Annotated in this window: 14 protein-coding genes and 2 pseudogenes; 13 read left to right on the forward strand and 3 right to left on the reverse strand. The window is 30.7% G+C overall.

The window, feature by feature from the left end; all coding sequences use genetic code 11:
- The first annotated feature begins 72 nt into the window (after nucleotides 1-72).
- The 11 genes and pseudogenes from RCG18_RS11870 to RCG18_RS11920 all read left to right on the forward strand — a co-directional run bounded on the left by RCG18_RS11870 (nucleotide 73) and on the right by RCG18_RS11920 (nucleotide 13373).
- Nucleotides 73-1367: pseudogene (locus tag RCG18_RS11870) on the forward strand (hemolysin family protein).
- Between the two features lie 252 nt (nucleotides 1368-1619).
- Nucleotides 1620-3317: a methyl-accepting chemotaxis protein gene (locus tag RCG18_RS11875; protein WP_308041489.1), complete on the forward strand. Its 1698-nt coding sequence runs from the start codon at nucleotides 1620-1622 to the stop codon at nucleotides 3315-3317.
- A 247-nt stretch (nucleotides 3318-3564) separates the two neighbouring features.
- Nucleotides 3565-5244: a UvrD-helicase domain-containing protein gene (locus RCG18_RS11880; RefSeq protein WP_308041490.1), complete on the forward strand. Its 1680-nt coding sequence runs from the start codon at nucleotides 3565-3567 to the stop codon at nucleotides 5242-5244.
- Between the two features lie 20 nt (nucleotides 5245-5264).
- Nucleotides 5265-5630 (forward strand): hypothetical protein, encoded by a 366-nt coding sequence (locus RCG18_RS11885; protein WP_308041491.1) that lies wholly within the window; start codon nucleotides 5265-5267, stop codon nucleotides 5628-5630.
- Nucleotides 5620-7602 carry an ATP-dependent helicase gene (locus tag RCG18_RS11890; RefSeq protein ID WP_308041492.1) on the forward strand — a complete coding sequence of 661 codons (1983 nt, stop codon included), beginning with the start codon at nucleotides 5620-5622 and terminating at the stop codon, nucleotides 7600-7602. The genes RCG18_RS11885 and RCG18_RS11890 overlap by 11 nt, the downstream gene beginning before the upstream one ends.
- 208 nt (nucleotides 7603-7810) lie before the next feature.
- Complete coding sequence (locus tag RCG18_RS11895) at nucleotides 7811-8548, forward strand: PD-(D/E)XK nuclease family protein (RefSeq protein WP_308041493.1); 738 nt, start codon at nucleotides 7811-7813, stop codon at nucleotides 8546-8548.
- 209 nt (nucleotides 8549-8757) lie between these two features.
- Nucleotides 8758-9399, forward strand: a complete 642-nt coding sequence (locus RCG18_RS11900) for a hypothetical protein (RefSeq protein WP_308041494.1) — start codon at nucleotides 8758-8760, stop codon at nucleotides 9397-9399.
- A 279-nt stretch (nucleotides 9400-9678) separates the two neighbouring features.
- Nucleotides 9679-10647 (forward strand): efflux RND transporter periplasmic adaptor subunit, encoded by a 969-nt coding sequence (locus RCG18_RS11905; protein ID WP_308041495.1) that lies wholly within the window; start codon nucleotides 9679-9681, stop codon nucleotides 10645-10647.
- Between the two features lie 63 nt (nucleotides 10648-10710).
- Nucleotides 10711-11319 carry an HlyD family efflux transporter periplasmic adaptor subunit gene (locus RCG18_RS11910; protein ID WP_308041496.1) on the forward strand — a complete coding sequence of 203 codons (609 nt, stop codon included), beginning with the start codon at nucleotides 10711-10713 and terminating at the stop codon, nucleotides 11317-11319.
- A 31-nt stretch (nucleotides 11320-11350) separates the two neighbouring features.
- Entirely contained in the window at nucleotides 11351-12940 is a 1590-nt protein-coding gene (locus RCG18_RS11915; protein ID WP_308041497.1) for a DHA2 family efflux MFS transporter permease subunit, read from the forward strand.
- Nucleotides 12921-13373, forward strand: a complete 453-nt coding sequence (locus RCG18_RS11920) for a MarR family winged helix-turn-helix transcriptional regulator (RefSeq protein ID WP_308041498.1) — start codon at nucleotides 12921-12923, stop codon at nucleotides 13371-13373. Before RCG18_RS11915 ends, RCG18_RS11920 begins: the two co-directional genes overlap by 20 nt.
- Before the next feature lie 38 nt (nucleotides 13374-13411).
- On the opposite strand, the gene RCG18_RS11925 is transcribed toward RCG18_RS11920, so the two are convergent.
- From RCG18_RS11925 to RCG18_RS11935, 3 genes and pseudogenes are all read right to left on the reverse strand, one after another.
- The gene (locus RCG18_RS11925) at nucleotides 13412-14110 is read right to left on the reverse strand and encodes a L,D-transpeptidase family protein (RefSeq protein WP_308041499.1); all 699 of its coding nucleotides are present in this window, start codon (nucleotides 14108-14110) and stop codon (nucleotides 13412-13414) included.
- 81 nt (nucleotides 14111-14191) lie between these two features.
- Nucleotides 14192-14910 (reverse strand): annotated as a pseudogene (locus tag RCG18_RS11930) (polysaccharide deacetylase family protein).
- Nucleotides 14911-15201: 291 nt separating this feature from the next.
- Nucleotides 15202-16515, reverse strand: a complete 1314-nt coding sequence (locus RCG18_RS11935) for an amidase domain-containing protein (protein WP_308041500.1) — start codon at nucleotides 16513-16515, stop codon at nucleotides 15202-15204.
- Nucleotides 16516-16836: 321 nt separating this feature from the next.
- Between RCG18_RS11935 and RCG18_RS11940 the strand changes: the two genes are divergently transcribed.
- Together RCG18_RS11940 and thiI are read left to right on the forward strand one after the other, a co-directional pair.
- Nucleotides 16837-17973, forward strand: a complete 1137-nt coding sequence (locus RCG18_RS11940) for a cysteine desulfurase family protein (RefSeq protein ID WP_308041501.1) — start codon at nucleotides 16837-16839, stop codon at nucleotides 17971-17973.
- Nucleotides 17970-19109, forward strand: coding sequence for a tRNA uracil 4-sulfurtransferase ThiI (gene thiI, locus RCG18_RS11945; protein WP_308041502.1), 1140 nt, complete (start codon nucleotides 17970-17972; stop codon nucleotides 19107-19109). The genes RCG18_RS11940 and thiI overlap by 4 nt, the downstream gene beginning before the upstream one ends.
- The last annotated feature ends 179 nt before the right edge of the window (nucleotides 19110-19288 follow it).

Genomic DNA, 19288 nt, shown 5'->3' on the forward strand with positions numbered 1-19288 from the left:
TATAAATAGAATATTAATGTTGTAATATTGTAAAAATATATGTAATGACCTGTGTGTTAAGGAGGGCTATAAATGTCCAGTATTACAATAGAATTGCTTTTAATACTTATATTAATTTTCATCAATGCTTTTTTTTCAGCCTCTGAGATGGCCATTGTATCTTTAAATAGAACTAGAATAAATCATCTAGCAGAGGAAGGAAATGAGAAAGCTCAACAGATTTTAAGGCTGCTGAATGAACCTAGTAAATTTCTAGCCACAATACAGGTAGGAATTACATTAGCAGGATTTTTGCCAGTGCTTCTGCAGCAACTACAATTTCCGAAAGATTTTCATTTGTATTAAAATCATATGGTATACCATATAGCAATAAAATATCAATTATTTTGATTACTATTTTTTTAGCATATATTACGCTTGTTTTAGGGGAATTATTTCCTAAAAGAGTTGCGTTACAGAATTCAGAAGAAATTGCTATGTTTTCTGTAAGACCAATCCTATTTGTGCTAAAAATAATGCTTCCATTTGTAAAGTTATTATCTAGCTCTACAAATTCATTAATTAAAATTTCAGGTATAACACTAGAAAATCTAGAAGAACAGGTATCTGAAGAAGAAATAAGAACAATGATAGATCTAGGCCAAGAAAATGGTGTTTTTAATGAAACAGAGAAAGAAATGATAAATGGAATATTTGAGTTTGATGATACTTTAGCAAAAGAAGTGATGACGCCAAGAACAGATGTATTTGCTGTAGATATCAATGAGCCAAATAGCTCAATAATAAGTGAAATATTAGAAGAAAAGTATTCAAGGGTTCCTGTATATGAAGAGGATATTGACAATATAATAGGAATCTTATTTATAAAAGATCTGTTTGGCCAGTTACTGAAAACATCAACGGACAAAATTGACATTAGAAAATTATTAAGGCCTGCTTATTTTGTGCCAGAAAATAAAAATATAGATATATTATTTAAAGAACTACAAAATTCAAAAAATCATATGGCGATTCTTATAGATGAGTATGGAGGATTTTCTGGAATTACAACAATAGAAGATCTTATAGAAGAGATAATGGGGAATATATTTGATGAATATGACGAATACGAGCAAGATTTTAGAAAGATAGATAGTGGAACTTATATAGTTAGTGGTTCGCTATCTATAGATGAAGTAAATGAATTTTTAAAACTAAACCTTCAATCTGAAAATTCTGATACAATTGGAGGTTTTGTGGTAGATCTTCTTGGTAGTATCCCTAGAGACGATGAGGAGAATACCATAGAATATGAAAACATAACATTTAAAATTGAGAAAGTAAATGAAAAAAGAATAGAAAAACTTAAAATATATATAAATGAATGAAAGTCCCTTATTTTAGCTTAAGGGATTTCATTCATTTACATATATCAGATGAGTTTTTGTAAAAAATTAAATTTTTCTATTAAAACATTGAAAAATGAAGAAGTATATATTAAGATTATGTTAATGGAAAATATTGATAAACATGAATATTGTTTTTAATATGATACTGAATTTAGTAAGATGTATTATTAGTTTTCATATTTATATATGAAACTTAATGGCTATGAAAAATACATCGAGGAGGAGAACATAATGGCTAATTTAAAAATAAAAGGGAAAATACTTATGATGTTTATAAGCATTATATCTATCTTGAGTTTATTAATTCTTATAATTACATTTTTCCAAACTTCTAAATTAGTAAAAACTAATTTAGAAGTACAATTAAATTCAACAGAAAACCTAGTGCTAAGTTTAATTGATAAAACTTATCCAGGTCAGTGGAAAGAAGAAGACGGAAAGTTGTATAAAGGCAATCATCTAATAAATAATGATACTGAATTTGTAGATAAAGTGAGAGAATATACCGGAAATCATATAACTATATTTTTAAAGGATACTAGAGTAACCACTACTGTTACTAGTGAAGGAAAGAGAGCTATAGGTACAAAAGCTAGTAAGGAAGTATCAGATAAGGTGCTAACTGAAGGTAAAGAGTATATAGGTCAAGCTCAGGTCTTAAACCTTCCTTATGATGTTAAATATGTTCCGATTAAAGATAATAATGGAAGCAATATAGGAATGTTCTTTTTAGGAATTGAAAAGAGTAAATCTGACAAACAGATAAATTTATTATTAATTACCATAGCACTAATTACACTAGTAATAGTTACACTGGCAATATTAATTGTTATAAAGATTACTAAAGGTATGATAGATCCGCTTAAATACTCAATTGGCTATTTTGAAAATGTATCTAATGGGGATTTATCAGTAACATTGCCAGATAAAGAACTAAAAAGATATGATGAAATAGGTGATTTATCCAGAGCAATAGAGAATATGAAGAAATCAGTTAAGGATATTGTTGTAAGTATTAAATATGTGTCAGAGGAAGTTAACAACCAAGCCGAGACTTTATCTTCAGTTTCAGAAGAAATGACATCTGCTGTTCAAAATGTATCTGTTGCGGTTTCGGATATGGCAAAAGGAACAGATAATCAATCGCAGGATTTACATAATATCTCTAAGGCGCTAAACGTGTTTGGAAATAATTTAGAAAAAATGGGACAAACTATAAAAGATATAGATAACACATCAAAAAATATCAACTTAACAGCAAAAGATAGTAGCGGCAAAATAAAAAACTTGATTGAAATAGTTGAAAGAGTAAACGAGTCTTTTAGTGATTTTACATCTAAGATAAAAAATCTTGGAGATGATATAAAAAAAATTAATGAGATAACTTCATTTATAAATAATATAGCAGATCAAACTAATTTATTGGCATTAAATGCAGCCATTGAGGCAGCAAGAGCTGGTGAATCAGGAAAAGGCTTTGCAATTGTTGCAGAAGAAATAAGAAAGTTAGCTGAACAAAGTAAAAATTCTTCTGAGAATATTAATAAATTGATAGGAAATATATCAATAGAAACATCCTCTATAATAAATGGCTCAAATGTTATAAATAAAGATTTAAGCGAACAAGTTCAAGTTATTAATACAGCTGTTTATTCTTTTGAAAAAATTGTTCAGGAAGTGGATGAAATTATACCAAAAATTAATCTAGTAAGTGATTTTTCTATATCTATAAACAGTGAAAAAAACACGGTTATAAAAAATGTAGAAGAAGCTGTATCTATAGCACAACAAACTGCTTCTTTAAATGAAGAAATAGCAGCTGCATCCCAAGAAATAAATGAATCTTCAGAAGAAGTAGCGAATACATCAGAAAATCTTGTCTGTGAAATAAAAGTAATGATGGAGAAAGTAAATAAATTTAAGATATAAGATTTCTTGTTTTCAAGCTTCAGATAGAGATTATAGTTCTATCTGAAGCTTATTTTATAAATATATCTTCTTCTCCTTAATAGAATTAATTTCAATATAATGTATGTAAATTATAGATATCAGTATAAAACATTATAGTTGGTATGGCGATAAAGCACAGCAAGTTAACTTTCAGACTTTTACACTCTAAATTCTAATTAATATGTTAAAATAAAGGGAAATGAATATTCATTGATGAGGTGAAAAAGTGAGATACTCAGAAGTAAAAAGAAAATTATTTGACAATCTCTTCAGTGAGAAATCCATAATAGTAAGTGGAAAGTCTGGAAGTGGGAAAACCATATTAGCTATAGAAAAATATAAACATATGGTCGAAGAAGAAAAAATAAATAGTGAGGATATCCTAGTCTTAGTAATGAACAGACATCAAGCTATGACTTGGAAAAAAGAGATTTGTTTAAGAACAGCAGGTGAACTTAAGATATATACTTATCAAAATTTTGTAAGTAGAGAGTTAACAAAATTTTGGCCAATAATAGAAAATAAATGCAGTAAAATAGAAAAGAGATCCCTAAGACCTGAATTTATATCAACAGATTTAGCAAATTATATGATGGAGCTTCTAGTTAACTATTATAGAAGAAAAGGATATCTTTTAGACATAACTTCGCACTCAAGCAATATAGCTTCGGACCTAGTTTCTAATATAAACAAGGCTGCTATGGCATTAGTTGATTTTAAAGAAATAGGAACTAGACTATATAATTCTCTTCAAATTAAGGAAAGTATAAGTAGAGAAAACTATGAACATATAGATTCTATCATAGAGCATTATGTCAACAGCTTCTTAAAACAGGGTGTTGTGGACTATGGTATTGGTACCTATTTATATAATAATTATTTAGTTAATGACGATACATATACTGAAAAATTAAATAATATAAAATACATTATAATTGATGACTTTAATGAAATACCACCGGTACAATTGGCGCTTATAAATAAACTTATGTGCACTGTAGAAAAAGGATATATGTTTTATAATCAAGATGGTGGATTTTGTACATATTATGGAGCTGATAAGCAATACTTAATGAACAACACAGACTTTTGTTACCATCAATTAGAATTAGAAGAAAGTTTTTTATGCGGGAAATACTTTATGGAGTTTTCTGAGGAAATTGGTGTAGATAACTTAAGAAGCATTTCAGCTCAAAACAAAAAAGTACCTATTTACTTTGATATAGCATCTCAATTACGTAGCGAAATGCTAGAAAAAATATCCAATAAAATCAAGGAGCTTATTAGAAATGGGAAAAGGCCAGAAGATATAGTAATAATATCTCCTTCTAATGATGTTGTTTTAAGCTCTGAGATAGAATATAATTTGCGAGATTTTGGAATAGAAATTATAAATACTTCTAAGAAATCCAGGCTTATAGATAATCCGTATGTACACAGCTTAATAGTGATAGCTTGTCTTTGTAATAAATATACTGGAATCAATTTAACTAAAGATGATTACAAAAGATTTTTTTCTATAGTTTTGGATATAGATATGGTTAAGGCTTCTATAATATCAAAGTCAATAATAAATTATGGAGAGTTACAACAATTGCCTTCAGAGATTGCTGAAAGAATAGGTATGGATATTGAAAATAGGTATAATAATTTAAAAGAATGTATCCAGCAATATAGGCATTATATAGAGGAAAAGAGTATGTCCTTAGGCGAGTTATTTAGAAGGGGTTTTTTAGAACTTCTTATAACTCTTCCTCGTGCCAAAGATAATATACAAATTTGCAAAAATTTGAGTGAAACTGCTGAAAAGTTTATAGATATGTTAACACAACTTAATACAAAAAATAATCCGGAAGAAAAGTTTATTATGTTTGTAAAAAGTGAAGCAGCAGACTTTTCTCTCTAAGGGAATTAGAAGAACTTTTCATGGATAATAAAGGTATAGTTATAACAAATCCTTATAATTTTCTAACTTGCAATTTAAAGAGTAAGATTCAGATATGGGCAGATATAAGCAGTAATATGTGGACACCAAGAAATGTAAAAGAACTAATCAATACATATGTGCTGAGAAGTACATGGAATGCAAATGATATTTATAGTTCAGATATTGAAGAAAGCAATAGGCTAAGTAATTTAGTTTCGATAATGAAGTGCCTTATGAGAAAATGCAATGAACAAATTTACTTTTACGGAAGTGAATATTCCTTAAGTGGTTATGAACAGCAGGGATACTTTTCAGATATTATTTTAAACATCTTTAGCGAAGGAGGTGCCTCTGATGCAGTTTAGGGAGGATCAAAAACCTATAATGGAATACAGAGGAGGTACCATGGCAGTACCTGCAGTACCAGGAGCAGGAAAAACCTTTATCGTAGCTCATTTGGCAGCTAAAATCATTGAAGAAAAGCTACATAAACCGGGGAAAGTGCTTGTAGTAACTTATATGAATAGTGCAGTAAATAATTTTAAAAGCAGAATATCCTCTGTATTAGAAAACAAAGGCATAGCTGTGAATGGCGATTATGAGGTCATGACTATTCATAGTTTAGCAATGAAAATACTAAAAGAAAGACCGGATGTAGTCGGAGTTAATGAAGAATTTCAAATAATTGATGATATGAAAAAAATTGCTTTTTTAAACGAATGTATTGAAAATTGGAGAAGAAAAAATGGGGAAAGGATATTTAGATTTCTCTTATCAGATAGCGGGAACAGAAAATACAATGAAAAAAGTGAGTACTATTGGAGAGATTTTTTCAACATAGCTGATAGCTTAATTAGTGAACTTAAGCTTAACAGTATTTCCCCAGAATTACTGTTAGAAAAGTTAGAGAATGTTGAAGAAATTAGTATTGTAAAAAGTATTTTTGAGGTTTACGATGCTTATGTTAAGAAGATTAGAATGGAAGGATATATAGATTATAACGATTTATTATTGCTCGCATATAAGGCCTTATTACTGGATGGTAAACTAAGGGAAAAGTTCAAGAATAAATATAGTTTTATTTTTGAAGATGAATGTCAAGACTCTAATTTAGTGCAGAGTAATATACTACTGCTGCTTTCGGAAAATAACAATAATCTTGTGAGAGTTGGGGATTTAAATCAGAGTATAATGGGAACTTTTACTTCATCAGATCCTAAGTTTTTTGCGAATTTTTGTAGTCAAGCTGAAAGAAAGCATATTATGAATGTGGCAGGAAGAAGTTCAATGGAAATTATAAGCTTAGCTAACTACCTAGTAAGTTATGTAAGGACAGAACATCTTGAGGAAAAGTGTAGAGGTGCTCTTGAGGAGCAATACATAAAAATGATGGCAGGTATGGAGGGATTTAAGAATCCTGAGCCAGAGGATTATGGTATTTATAGTTATTGTTACAGTTCTTGGGATAAGGTGAAGGAGACAACATTAAAAGCAGTTAAAAACTTTAAAATTAAGAATCCAGATAAGACTATAGGGATTTTAGTACCATATAATAATCAAGTAACGGAGCTTGCAAAAGAACTGAGAAGAATTGGAATTGAATGTGATGAGTTATCCACTACTTCAGAAAAAAGAATTAAGATTACTAATATACTAGGATATATGCTTCGTTTTTTATCTGAACCAGATGACATTATAAGATTTAAAGAATTAATGAACTGCTTGATAGATGAAAATCTCCCAGGAAAGGAATTATTAATAGGTAGGATAACAAGCTATGAAATTGAGGATTTATTGGAAAACAAAATAAAAGATTTGTATGAAAATCAATTTAGCAATGGAGAAAAGCTAATAAGTAAAGAATTAATAGAGTTATTTAAGAAATACTTAGATATTATGAAAGAGTTACTTATACATAATGAAATGTCTATGGGAAGATTAATTTTATATATAGGGAATCTGTTAAATCTAAATATAAATGATAAGGCTATGGTTGAAACTGTTGCTTCCTACGTGCAATATGAACAAAAATATAAAGTAGATTTAACCTTAGAGGAAGTTTCTCAAAGACTTTTAGATGTAAAGAATTCAGTATTTAAGCAAATAGCAGATGTTATTTATGAAATTCAAGGATATGAACCTACACCAGAGAGGGTAACTATATCAACCTGTCATAAATCAAAAGGGCTAGAGTGGGATTGTGTATTTTTACTTTCTTTAACTGATTATAATTTTCCTTCTTCACTAAGGGTCAAAATTAGATCTGATCATTATTATTTTAAAGAGGAATTTAAAAATCCTATTGCTTTAGGAAAAGCAGAAATGCAAAAATACTAGGGCAGTCTATATGTAATAATCCCTTTATTCAAGCACGAGCAGATGTAGTTAACGAAAAAATAAGACTTCTATATGTTGGAATAACAAGAGCAAAAGAATATTTAGTATTAATGGCCCATTATGATGAAAGCAAAAAGGATTGTCCATCAAAATATTTTGATGTATTAAAGAAGTTTATAGAAGATAGAAGAAGGAAGTGAAAACAGTGATGGACGTCAGAAAGTTGAATTATTTTTATTATAGTCAAAACTCGCTAAATACTTTTAATAAGTGTCCTTTTAAATTTAAATTAAAATATTTTGATAATATGTCCTGGAAAAATGATTCAGAAGAAGATATAGAGTATTATGAAGGAATGAAAATAGGTTTAGATTTTCATTTAATTTGTGAAAGATATTTTTCAGGCATTCTTTTGGGAAACAAAAATTGTAATGAAGATATTGATAGGTGGACTGATGCGCTTTTAAAATTAATGCCTATAGAAAAGCAAAATGTATATTTACCTGAGTATGAAATAAAAATGATAAAAGATCATGTAAGACTTCAAGCAAAATATGATTTAATTATAATAAAACCTAACAATGATGTTGAAATATGGGATTGGAAAACCGAAAACAGGAAACTATCTCATAAGGAATTAGAAGATAGATTTCAAACCATAGTATATATGTATGCTGCAGGAGAAAAACTTGGTGAGATCTTAGGTAAAGAAATAAAATTAAATCAAATAAAAATGATTTATTGGCAACCGCAATATGCAGAGCACATAATAACTATTTCTTATTCAGAAAGCAAACATGAAAAAAATGAAAATAATATAAGCAGACTTATAAAGAATATTAATGAATATGATTTTATAAAGGATTTTAATAAAATTTTATATATAAATCAGTGCAAATTCTGTGAGTTTAATTATTTCTGTAATAATGAAAAAACTATATTCTAAATCCGTTATCCAGGGTCGTAGCGCCACTTATCTCCTGAGGTGTTAGTGTCGGTAGACATCGAACAAATTAAAGGCTAAAAATAAGCTTAAATATAATATATGCTTGTTTAGGCCTTTTTTTCTATTTTCATAATTTTTTGTAAAAAAACAAAATGCGACTTATTTCGATTATAATAGGATAAGATATAGTATAAGAGAGGAGAAATATTATGGAGATAAACAACTTTATTTTACCTAATTATTCTAAGGATGATAACTTTGAATATGGGATAAAGATTGTACCAAAAAGAATACCTGATAGATTAACGGATAGTATAATTGTGTCTATAGAAAAAAACATTAAAGGTAAAAATAGGTACAACCTATGTTTTAAAAGGAAAAGAGAACTTGAAGTTGTTAATAATAGCTATAGCTTATCAAAAGAAGTTTTTGAGGAGTATATAAGTTTTCTTGTTAAGTTTGCAAATGAGTTAAATGAAGAAAATAAAAATAATAAAGAATTTAATATTAAAAATCAGGGTAAAATAATAATATCCTCCCTTAATAAAGAATATATAAAAATATCCTCCATCAGGATAAATAATAATTCGTCGATAAGAGTATTTTTTACCTTATCGAAAAAAGAATTATTAACCTATATTAATGTGTTAAAAGATATATATCTTGAAAAATACATTAATAGTTATTTAAGCTACCAAATGGATTATTTGATTAATCCTTTGACTAAAGAAGAAAGAAAAAGTCTCTATATTGGCGCATTATATGCTTTTGCTGATAGCGCATTAGATAACAAGGATAAAAAGAGATTTGATATGCTATCAAAAGAAATTGGGAAAATATTAGGTAGCTAAGTGAAACAGGTATCTAAACCGATAATTTAGATGCCTGTTTTTTTATGCAGAAAAATATATATAGACAAGGATAAAAAAATTATGGTAAAATAAATTGTTCGTATGAGAACATTAAGGAAGCTAACAATTATATACCAAGTGATTACTAATCTAGAACTACAATTTTCTCAAAAAATGAGTAGAGAGTGGCTATGCTACTAGATTTGTTCGCTAAAAATCAGATGGAATTAAAGTTCCATCTAATTTAAGTTTATTTTATATATACTAAGGAGGATTAATATGAAAAAAATAGTACCTTTATTAATAGCTACAGCCATGATTTTTGGTGGATGTGGTTCTACTAAAAATGCTTCAAATGAGAACGCTAAGACTTCCCAAGCACCTCAAGAAATATACATTTTTGCAGGTAAAGTACAAGCAGATAACTCTGTAAATCTAATGACAAAACTTCCTGCAAAAGTTGCAGAAGTGAAAGCAGATGTTGGCAGTAAGGTTAATGCAGGAGATCCTATTATTGTGTTAGATACTCAGGATATCCAAGCACAAGTAAGTCAAGCACAGGCAGCGGTAGAAACAGCTCAGGCTGGTTTAGATAAAGTTAAAACTGGTTCAAGGCCAGAGCAGATTGCTTCAACTGAGGCTTTATTACAAGGAGCACAAAAGGCATACGAACTTGCGCAGACTGCTTATGATCGTCAAAAACAATTATATGATGGCGGATTTGCTTCAAAGCAAGACTTAGAGAAATTAGAGGGCCCAGTTGCATCAGCTAAGTCTCAATATGAATCAGTACAACATCAGTTAGAGCTGTTAAAGAATGGTGCAACTCCGCAGGATGTAAATGCTGCTGCAACAGCTGTGAAACAAGCTCAAGCGGCTGTTGAAACAGCAAAGACTAATTTAAATTATGGAACTATTACATCACCTATATCAGGAACTGTTACTGCTAAAAATATAAATGTAGGTGAAATGGCAATAACAGGACAAAACCTTGTTACTATAGTTAATAATGAACAGCTTCATGTAGATGGTTATGTGCCTTCAGATTTAGTAACACAATTAAAAGTTGGACAACCTGTTATAGTAAAAGTATCTGACGTATCGGATAAAAAGTTTCAGGGGGAAATATCTGTAATAGATCCTCAAATCGATACACGCAATAAGCAGGTGCTAGTTAAGGTAACGCTTAAGGATGGTAATGATGCTTTAAAACCAGGAATGTTTGCAGAAATAGGATTAAATAAGTAAGGGTAGGTGAAGCAGGTATGAAAATCAAAAAGAAAAACATTAATAACAGCAGTACTAGCATTAATGATAATAGCCATGGCGGGAGTCGGAACATATTACTGGTATAATAATACGTACTTCGTTTCTACTGAAGATGCAACGGTTAGCTCTGATTTAGTTAAAGCAGGTCCACAAATTTCAGGAAAGCTGTTAGAACTTTATGTAGATGAAGGCCAGCATGTTGAAAAGGGACAGATAATAGCTAGACAGGACATGGGAACCCTATCTGATACAAGTGTAGAGATGTCAATTGTTAGAGCACCAATTACTGGTACTGTAATTAAAAAACAAGGAACAGTAGGTGAAATAGTTTCGCCAGGGCAATCACTAGCTATAATGATAGATCCATCTGCTATTTATATAAATGCTAATGTAGAGGAAACAAAATTAGAAAAATTAAAAATAGGACAACCAGTAGATATTGCAGTAGATGAGTATGGTGGTAATAAGCTAACTGGAAAGGTTCAATCTATAGGAGAAGCGACAGCAGCAACCTTCTCATTACTTCCTACTTCTTCAGGAGGAACCTTTACGAAAGTTACACAAAAAGTTCCTGTAAAAATTAAGCTTGATAAATATAATGTGAAATTGCAACCAGGAATAAGTGTAGTTGTTAAAATACATGTTAAATAAATATTACTGCATATAAAGGCAGGTGATTTTGATGGAAAATGAGAAGGAAGCTTCTTTTTATAAATGGTTAGCGCTTAGTGTAGTAGTTATAGGTACCTTCATGTCAATATTAGACAGTAGTATTGTAAATATAGCTATACCTAAGATGATGGCAGTTTATGGGGTATCGATAGATCAAATAAACTGGGTATTAACTTCTTATATGCTAACACTAGGAGCTGTAATACCTCTAACAGGATATTTAGGGGATACTTTTGGAACTAAAAAAATTTATATTTTTGCTTTGGCTCTATTCACTGTAGGTTCTTTTTTATGTGGATTTGCATGGAATGTTACATCTATGATAATAGCCAGGGTTATACAGGGTATAGGCGGCGGAATGATCATGCCAGTAGGTATGTCTATAATATATGAGATATTTCCACTAGAGAAAAGAGGGATGGCCTTAGGTTTCTGGGGAATTGCTGCAATGGCAGCTCCTGCTATTGGACCAACCCTTGGTGGATATATAATACAGTATTTAGATTGGAGATTAATATTCTATATAAATGTCCCAATAGGTATAGTAGGGGTAATCTTTGCAGGTTTAATACTAAAGGATCGTCCACTTAATTTGGGAAAAAAGCTGGATTATATAGGAGTGATTACTTCTGTAATTGGTATGGTATCGCTTCTTTACGTTCTCGGAGAAGGTTCAAGTATAGATTGGTCTGATGTAAAGTATCCTATATTGATTGTACTAGGTACTTTCAGTTTGGTACTATTTGTTATAAATGAGCTTACAATTGATGAACCTTTATTAGATTTAAGAGTACTTAAAATATTTCCTTTCTCCTTAAGTATCATTATATCAGCAGTATTAAATATGGCGTTATATGGTGGAATTATGCTGATACCTCTATATTTACAAAATATAAGAGGATATTCTGCAATGCAAACAGGTATGCTTATGTTTCCTAGTGCCATAGTAACAGGGATAATGATGCCTATTAGTGGAAAGCTGTTTGATAAAATTGGGGCTAGACCTCTAGTTATAAGTGGAGTAGGTATATTAGCATATGTCTCTTATGAGTTATCTAAAATTACATTAACCACTGATCCAAACATTATTAAGTGGCTTTTAATGGCTAGAGGTTTTGGAATTGGACTTGCTATGATGCCATCATCGACAGAGGGAATGAATCAAGTTCCAAAGCAGTTAGTTGGTCGTGCATCTGCGTTATCCAATACCATTAGACAGGTTGCAGGTTCTTTGAGTGTAACTATACTTACAACCATTTTAAAAAATAGGCAAACTTCTAATTACTATGGATTAGTAGAGAGATTTACAAGCTTCAATCCTTTTAATACAGATTATCTAAAAGGACTTCAGGGATATTTTATGGGAATTGGAATGCCACAGGGGAGTGCTCAGGGAGTAGCTCAAACAGTTGCTTATGGACAGATACAGAAAATGGCCTTTTTATATGCAATGAATGATACATTGTTAGTTACAGTTTTTGCGGCTATAGTGGTAATTCCTCTAGGAATGTTGATTAAAAGAAAGAAATTTGGGAAAGTTGTAGGTAATGACAAAGTATTAGTTAAAGGAGATGTGTCAGGTGAACCAGCAACTAACTAATTATGCGGAAGAATTTGTTAATATCTTTAGATCTTTGCATAAAAGTTTTAGATCACATATTATAAAAGAAGCTTGTAATTACGGCTTTACAGTTCCACAGGTATTACTTATGCATGAGTTATATCATAATCCAGGGATTACTTTAAATGAATTGAGTAAAAAACTCAGTTTATCTAAAAGTACTGTTTCTGGAATTATTGATAGGTTGGAAAAGAGCGAATATATAGTGAAAGAGACTCCTGAAGAGAATCGTAGAATAGTTAAAATATCATTATCGGAAAAAGCATTAAAGCATCAAGAGTGGATTAATAATATTAAAACTCAACACTTATCAGAACTTTTTAATAAGTTAGGTTTGGAGGAGACAGAAAAGATTATTAATGCTTTTAGAAAACTAAATGATGTTGTCACAATCTATGATGAGAACAATTAAAATAATTAGTGAAACCCTTTGAATAAGGAAAGTTATCCTTATTCAAAGGGTTTCATGCCAATAGCATTGTAAAATTCTTTGTCTATGTCATGTGTAATCGAAAGCTTGTTATCTTTCCTAAATTTAATTATACAACTTTTCATACCTTCACCGTAAATACCATCTAATGCTCCGGTATAATAGCCTCTATGTTTTAACCTTCTTTGAACTTCATACACATCTCCACCTGTATCACCTGGCAATAAAGTTCTAAATTTGTTCCAATACAATCCATAAGGGCCTCCATAAATCACTACAGTTGTTCCACAATCAACATATTTATAAAGGTTTTCTACATCTTCATTAAACATTCTAATACACCCAAGAGATTCAGCTCCTCCAATGGTTAAAGGCTTGTTAGTACCATGTATTCCATATCTTCCCCAAGGAACGCCAAGTTGCATCCATCTTGTTCCAAACCCTTTTCCCCAGCCTGATTCTTTATTTATTATAGTCCATGTACCTATTGGAGAAGGGGTAGATTCTTTACCTCCTGCCACGGGATACTCTTTTACTATTGCATGAGTACTATTGTCTATTAAATATAACCTGAGTTCTGTTAAATCTACCAATATGGCATATTTATTATTTGTGGCTGTATTTATTTTTGTTGTATAGGCTTTTGCAGTTATTAGTGGGAAATAAGTCAAAAATATTGCTAGTATTAATATTGATAATATAATTTTATGTTTTTTCATTTTAACACCTCAGCACAAATAAATATTAAAATCTTACCCTAATATTTTTTTACTATTTGCGCTTATTTACTCTTGTAAATTTTACCTTGACACTCTAAAGTGATATTCTGGAGTATCTGCTGTAATAGTCTTAAATTCATATCCCATACTTTTGTAGTATTTTATTATTTTAGGAAGAGCTTCGCAGGTTGTTTTGTTTGGTTGATCACAGTGAGCTAATAAAAATATTCTATCTGGATTAATACATTTTTGAGTAGCTTCCCTAAATAGCTTATCTGGCGGGGTATTATAATCTATTCCATCTGATAAACTTAGGTTCCAATCATATATTTTATAATTTTTCGAGTGCAACTTTTCTAAAGATCTTTGCTTAGGTGTTTTTTACTACCAGATGGAAATCTTATTACTACCGGTGAAAAACCAACAACTTTTTCAACTTCAGAAGCTGTTTTATCCATTTCATCTATAAAAGCCTTATCATTTGCATATATTTGCCTATATTTATGAGTATAAGTATGAAGTCCTATACTGTGACCTTCTTCATGCATTCTTTTCAGTGTTTGCTCTCTTCCATTAATTTTATAACCTACCACGAAGAAAGTGGCTTTTACTTTTTCTTCTTTTAAAATATCTAAAATTTTATTACTAACTACTGTACTGGGCCCGTCATCAAAGGTTAAATATATAACCTTTGTATTCTCAGCAGTAACTATACTGCTGTTTACTGTATAGATATTAAAGACAATAATAGAAAGTAAAAATACTGAAACAAACACCATAAACTTGCTTTTTTTAAGCATAATACATTCACCTCCATATATAGATATCCAGTTTTGGTAATTGATTTAATCAAGGTATTCATAGGGATACATCTAGCAGGACATTTTAATGATTTTATGTTAGCTCTTGGCGAAGCTGATTTAGAACCTCAACAATCTTAAATACTGTTTGAGCACAGCAAGTTTATTTAAGATTGTTGAGGTTCTTAGCAGCAAGCAATAGAGATAACTAAAATTATTAACAGTACAGAAGATGTACTCCTATGAATACCGCTAATAAATCAAATACTCAGTTTGGATATCTATAGTTCATCATCCATTTATGTGTATTAAGAAAAATCTTATTTGGTTATCTCCCCAGCCTAAATCCCATGGTACATGGTATCTATCAGTAGTATGAGAATTAATTAAAGGATATCCATGAGAATCCCAGCCTGTGACTACTCCAAAGTGATCAATATTTCCTTTCTTCTCGTAGCTTACAAGATCTGCTAACTGTAACTTCCCAACTGTTCCTGTTGGTAAATCTGGTAAAGGAGCTGTTAATTCCTTAAAGGTACCTCTTTTAATAACACTGCCTTTACCACTGTATACTAAGTAGTTTTTTAATCCGTCTGCATTTACCCAAGCAGAAGTTCCTTGACTATTTCCCCATCTTGAATATTCGCAACGCCAGGTATAATCCATAGGAATACCGCCAGCTTCTTTATCCCCAAGAACTTGAGAGGCAAAATTTGTGCAGTCTCCACCAATGCCATTAAAGTCCATGTATTTTTTATTATATTTAAAATTGTTACTACTTCCCCAAGCAGCACCACAATATTTGTCAGCATATGCAGCAGCCTTATCTCTATCATAATAAAGTTTTTTATATGTTTGACTTGAGCTTTGAGAAGGTAGTATATGTTTTATATTCATAGTAGGTGAATTTGGCGGTGTAGGGGACTCTATATTACTCTTTATATCTCCTGTATAAGCTTGAAGTGCGTCTTCAAAGCAGTCTGTATACCAATCATTATATATTAACCATTTATCATCTTTTTTTATTAGACTTAAAGTGTGTCTTATTCCAACTCCAAAAGAATTCATAACAGGAGTTTCATCTTTAGGATAAGTGTAATCGAACTTATAGCTTTCTTCTAAAGCTATCTTAACTAATTTGGTTCCAGGATAGACTTTTTTTATTCTTACTGTAGATTGAACATTTGCAAATTTCATTCCCCGTTGGCTAGACCAATCATGCAAATATTTAACACGTTTAACCTCATGTTCTAATGCCCATACACCATATTTTTGAGATGTGTCAAAGTATTGTTTTAAAGATAATAAGTCACCGGTAATGAAGGCGGATGAACGCTTATTATAAATATCTTCTACAGTTGCCTTTAATTCATTTTCATCATACCCGAAAGCTAATATGAATTTTGATAAACTTCTAGTGCTATTTGAAATATTGCTTTTCTCATCTTTTGGGTAAGGACTTTCTGCTACAGAAGTGCTATCACGCTTGCTAGAAGTAGCAGAGGCTATATACTTTCTTTGCAAGGAAAAAAATGCAATATTAATTGTGAGAATTACGATTACATATATAATGAAGCTCTTTTTATAATTTAGTTTTCCATTCAAGATAGACCCTCCTTATGCTAAATTGTGTTAATAATCGCTTGGTTATATAGGCTTATTTTAGTATTTACCTTTTTAGTCGTTTTAATATGGACATTATATAAAATGTACTCTTTAATTTCTTCCACAACATTAGTTATTTGGCACATATAGTTTTTTTGCATATTACATATTTTGATATATAATATTTACATATAATTTGAATTTAATTTGTGTTATGAGAATAATAAATCTACAAATGCTCAAAGACATTTAAGAAGCCTGTGTTATAGATTTGAAGCAGTAAACAAATAATAGTATTAATATTTTGAGGGAGTGATAAATGTGGAAGTTTACTTTGATAATAGTGCAACAACCAAGCCATACGATGAAGTAATGGAAGTTATGATAGATACAATGAAAAACTATTATGGAAATCCATCTTCAGCCCATACATTAGGACTAAAAGCAGAAGGAAAAATGAATGAAAGTAGGAAGATAGTCGCAGATACTTTGGGATGTAGTAGAGAAGAGATTGTATTTACATCAGGTGGCAGTGAAAGCAATAATTTTTTAATAAGAGGATTTATAAAAGAAGGCGCTCATGTAATAACAACTAAAATAGAGCATCCTAGTATAATAGGCACTTGCAGGCAGTTGGAAAGTGAAGGTATTAGGGTTACATATCTGAATGTAGACAACAATGGTAGAATAGATTTAGATGAACTAGATAAAAGTATAAACAAAGATACTCAAATGATAAGCATTATGCATGTAAATAATGAAATTGGCACAGTTCAGGATATCGAAAAAATAGGTAAACTTATAAAAGAAAAAAGTAGCAAGATTAAGTTTCATGTAGATGCTGTACAAAGCTATGGAAAATATAAAATTAATGCACAAAAATATAATATAGATTTATTATCTGCTAGTGGACATAAAATTCATGGTCCAAGAGGAATTGGAATAGCTTACGTTAGAAAAGGTCTTATGCCTAAACCTTTAATATTTGGTGGTGGGCAAGAAAGAAGCCTTAGGTCCGGTACGGAAAACCTTGCAGCAATGGTTGGTTTTGCAAAGGCTGCAGAAAAAATATATAAAAACTTGGAAGAAAACTATGAAAAAGTATCTGAAGTTAAGAATTATTTTATAGGCAAGCTACAAAGTATATCAGATGTAAAAATTAATAGTAGTGGTGAAGAATATTCTCCTTATGTATTAAGTGTTTCTTTTAGAGGTGTCAGAGGTGAAGTATTGCTTCATTCGCTGGAAGCAAGGGGAATATATGTGTCAACTGGCTCTGCGTGCTCAGCTAGAGGTAATAAGGAAAGTCATGTATTACATGCAATAATGCTAAAACCTGAAGAAATTCAAGGAACTATAAGGTTTAGTTTCTCAGAATATAACACAAAAGAAGAGGTTGACTATGCTGTAGAAAACTTAGATAAATCATTAAAATTTTTGAGGAGAGTTAGCAAATGAAGAAACTTTTATTAGTAAAATATGCACCAGAAATATTTTTAAAAGGATTAAACAAAGGTAAGTTTGAAAGAAAGTTAATTGATAATATTAAGAGTGTATTGAAGGATTTAAAATATGACTTTGTTAATGATACAGGAAGATGGTTTTTAGAATTTGAAGATATAGAGGAAGGGTTAGAGAGAGTAAAAAGAGTATTTGGAGTTTCGGAAGTATGTATTGTAACAGAAGTAGAAGCTGATATGGAAGAAATAAAAAAACAAGCATTAAAAGAGGCAGTAGATATTAATGCGGACACATTTAAAGTTCAAACAAACAGAGCTAACAAAAGCTTTCCTGGAACTTCTATGGATATAAGCAGGGAAATAGGAGCTTATATTCTAATGAATAGTGAAGAGCTGAAGGTTGATGTAAATAATCCTAAAAGTGTTATAAATATAGAGATAAGAGAAAAAGCATATGTATATTCTAAAAGAGTAAAAGCCGTAGGAGGAATGCCTTATGGTACCAACGGAAGCACAATGCTTATGCTCTCCGGTGGTATTGATTCACCAGTTGCAGGATATATGATGGCTAGACGTGGAGTTCAGTTAAATTGTGTTTATTTCCACAGTCACCCTTACACCAGTGATAGGGCAAAGGAAAAAGTTAAGGAGTTAGCAAATATACTAAAGGGTTATACTGGAGATATTAAATTATATGTAGCACCTTTTACAGAAATACAAATGCAGATAATTGAAAAGTGTAGAGAAGATGAGCTTACTATAATAATGAGAAGATTTATGATGAGAGTAGCTTGTAGACTTGCGGAGCTAAAAGGAATAAATTCTGTAACTACCGGTGAGAGCATAGGTCAGGTAGCAAGCCAGACGATGGAAGGGCTTGTTGTAAGTAATGATGTAGCTGACAGACCAGTATTCAGACCGTTAATTGCTATGGATAAGGTTGATATAATGGATAAGGCGAGAGAAATAGACACCTATGAAACCTCTATATTGCCTTATGAAGATTGCTGCACTATTTTTGTGCCTAAACATCCAAAAACAAAGCCAAGATTAGAGGAGATAAGAAAGTCTGAAAGTGTTTTAGATATAGAAAAGCTTGTAGAAGATTCCGTTGCAAATTGTGAAGTTTATTAATGATATAGGGTTCAAAGCTTAATGGCTTTGAACCCTATATTATTTAATAAGAAAATTATATATTAAAGAAAACACGTACATAAACATATAATTTAATGCTCAGAATTTTAAATAGGTACAATATGGCTTTAAATTGAATATTATGATAAAAGAATTAATAAATCTTAGGAGGCAAATAA

Origin of the sequence: Clostridium sp. OS1-26 (genome assembly GCF_030915445.1) — a bacterium.
GTDB lineage: Bacteria > Bacillota > Clostridia > Clostridiales > Clostridiaceae > Clostridium_AM.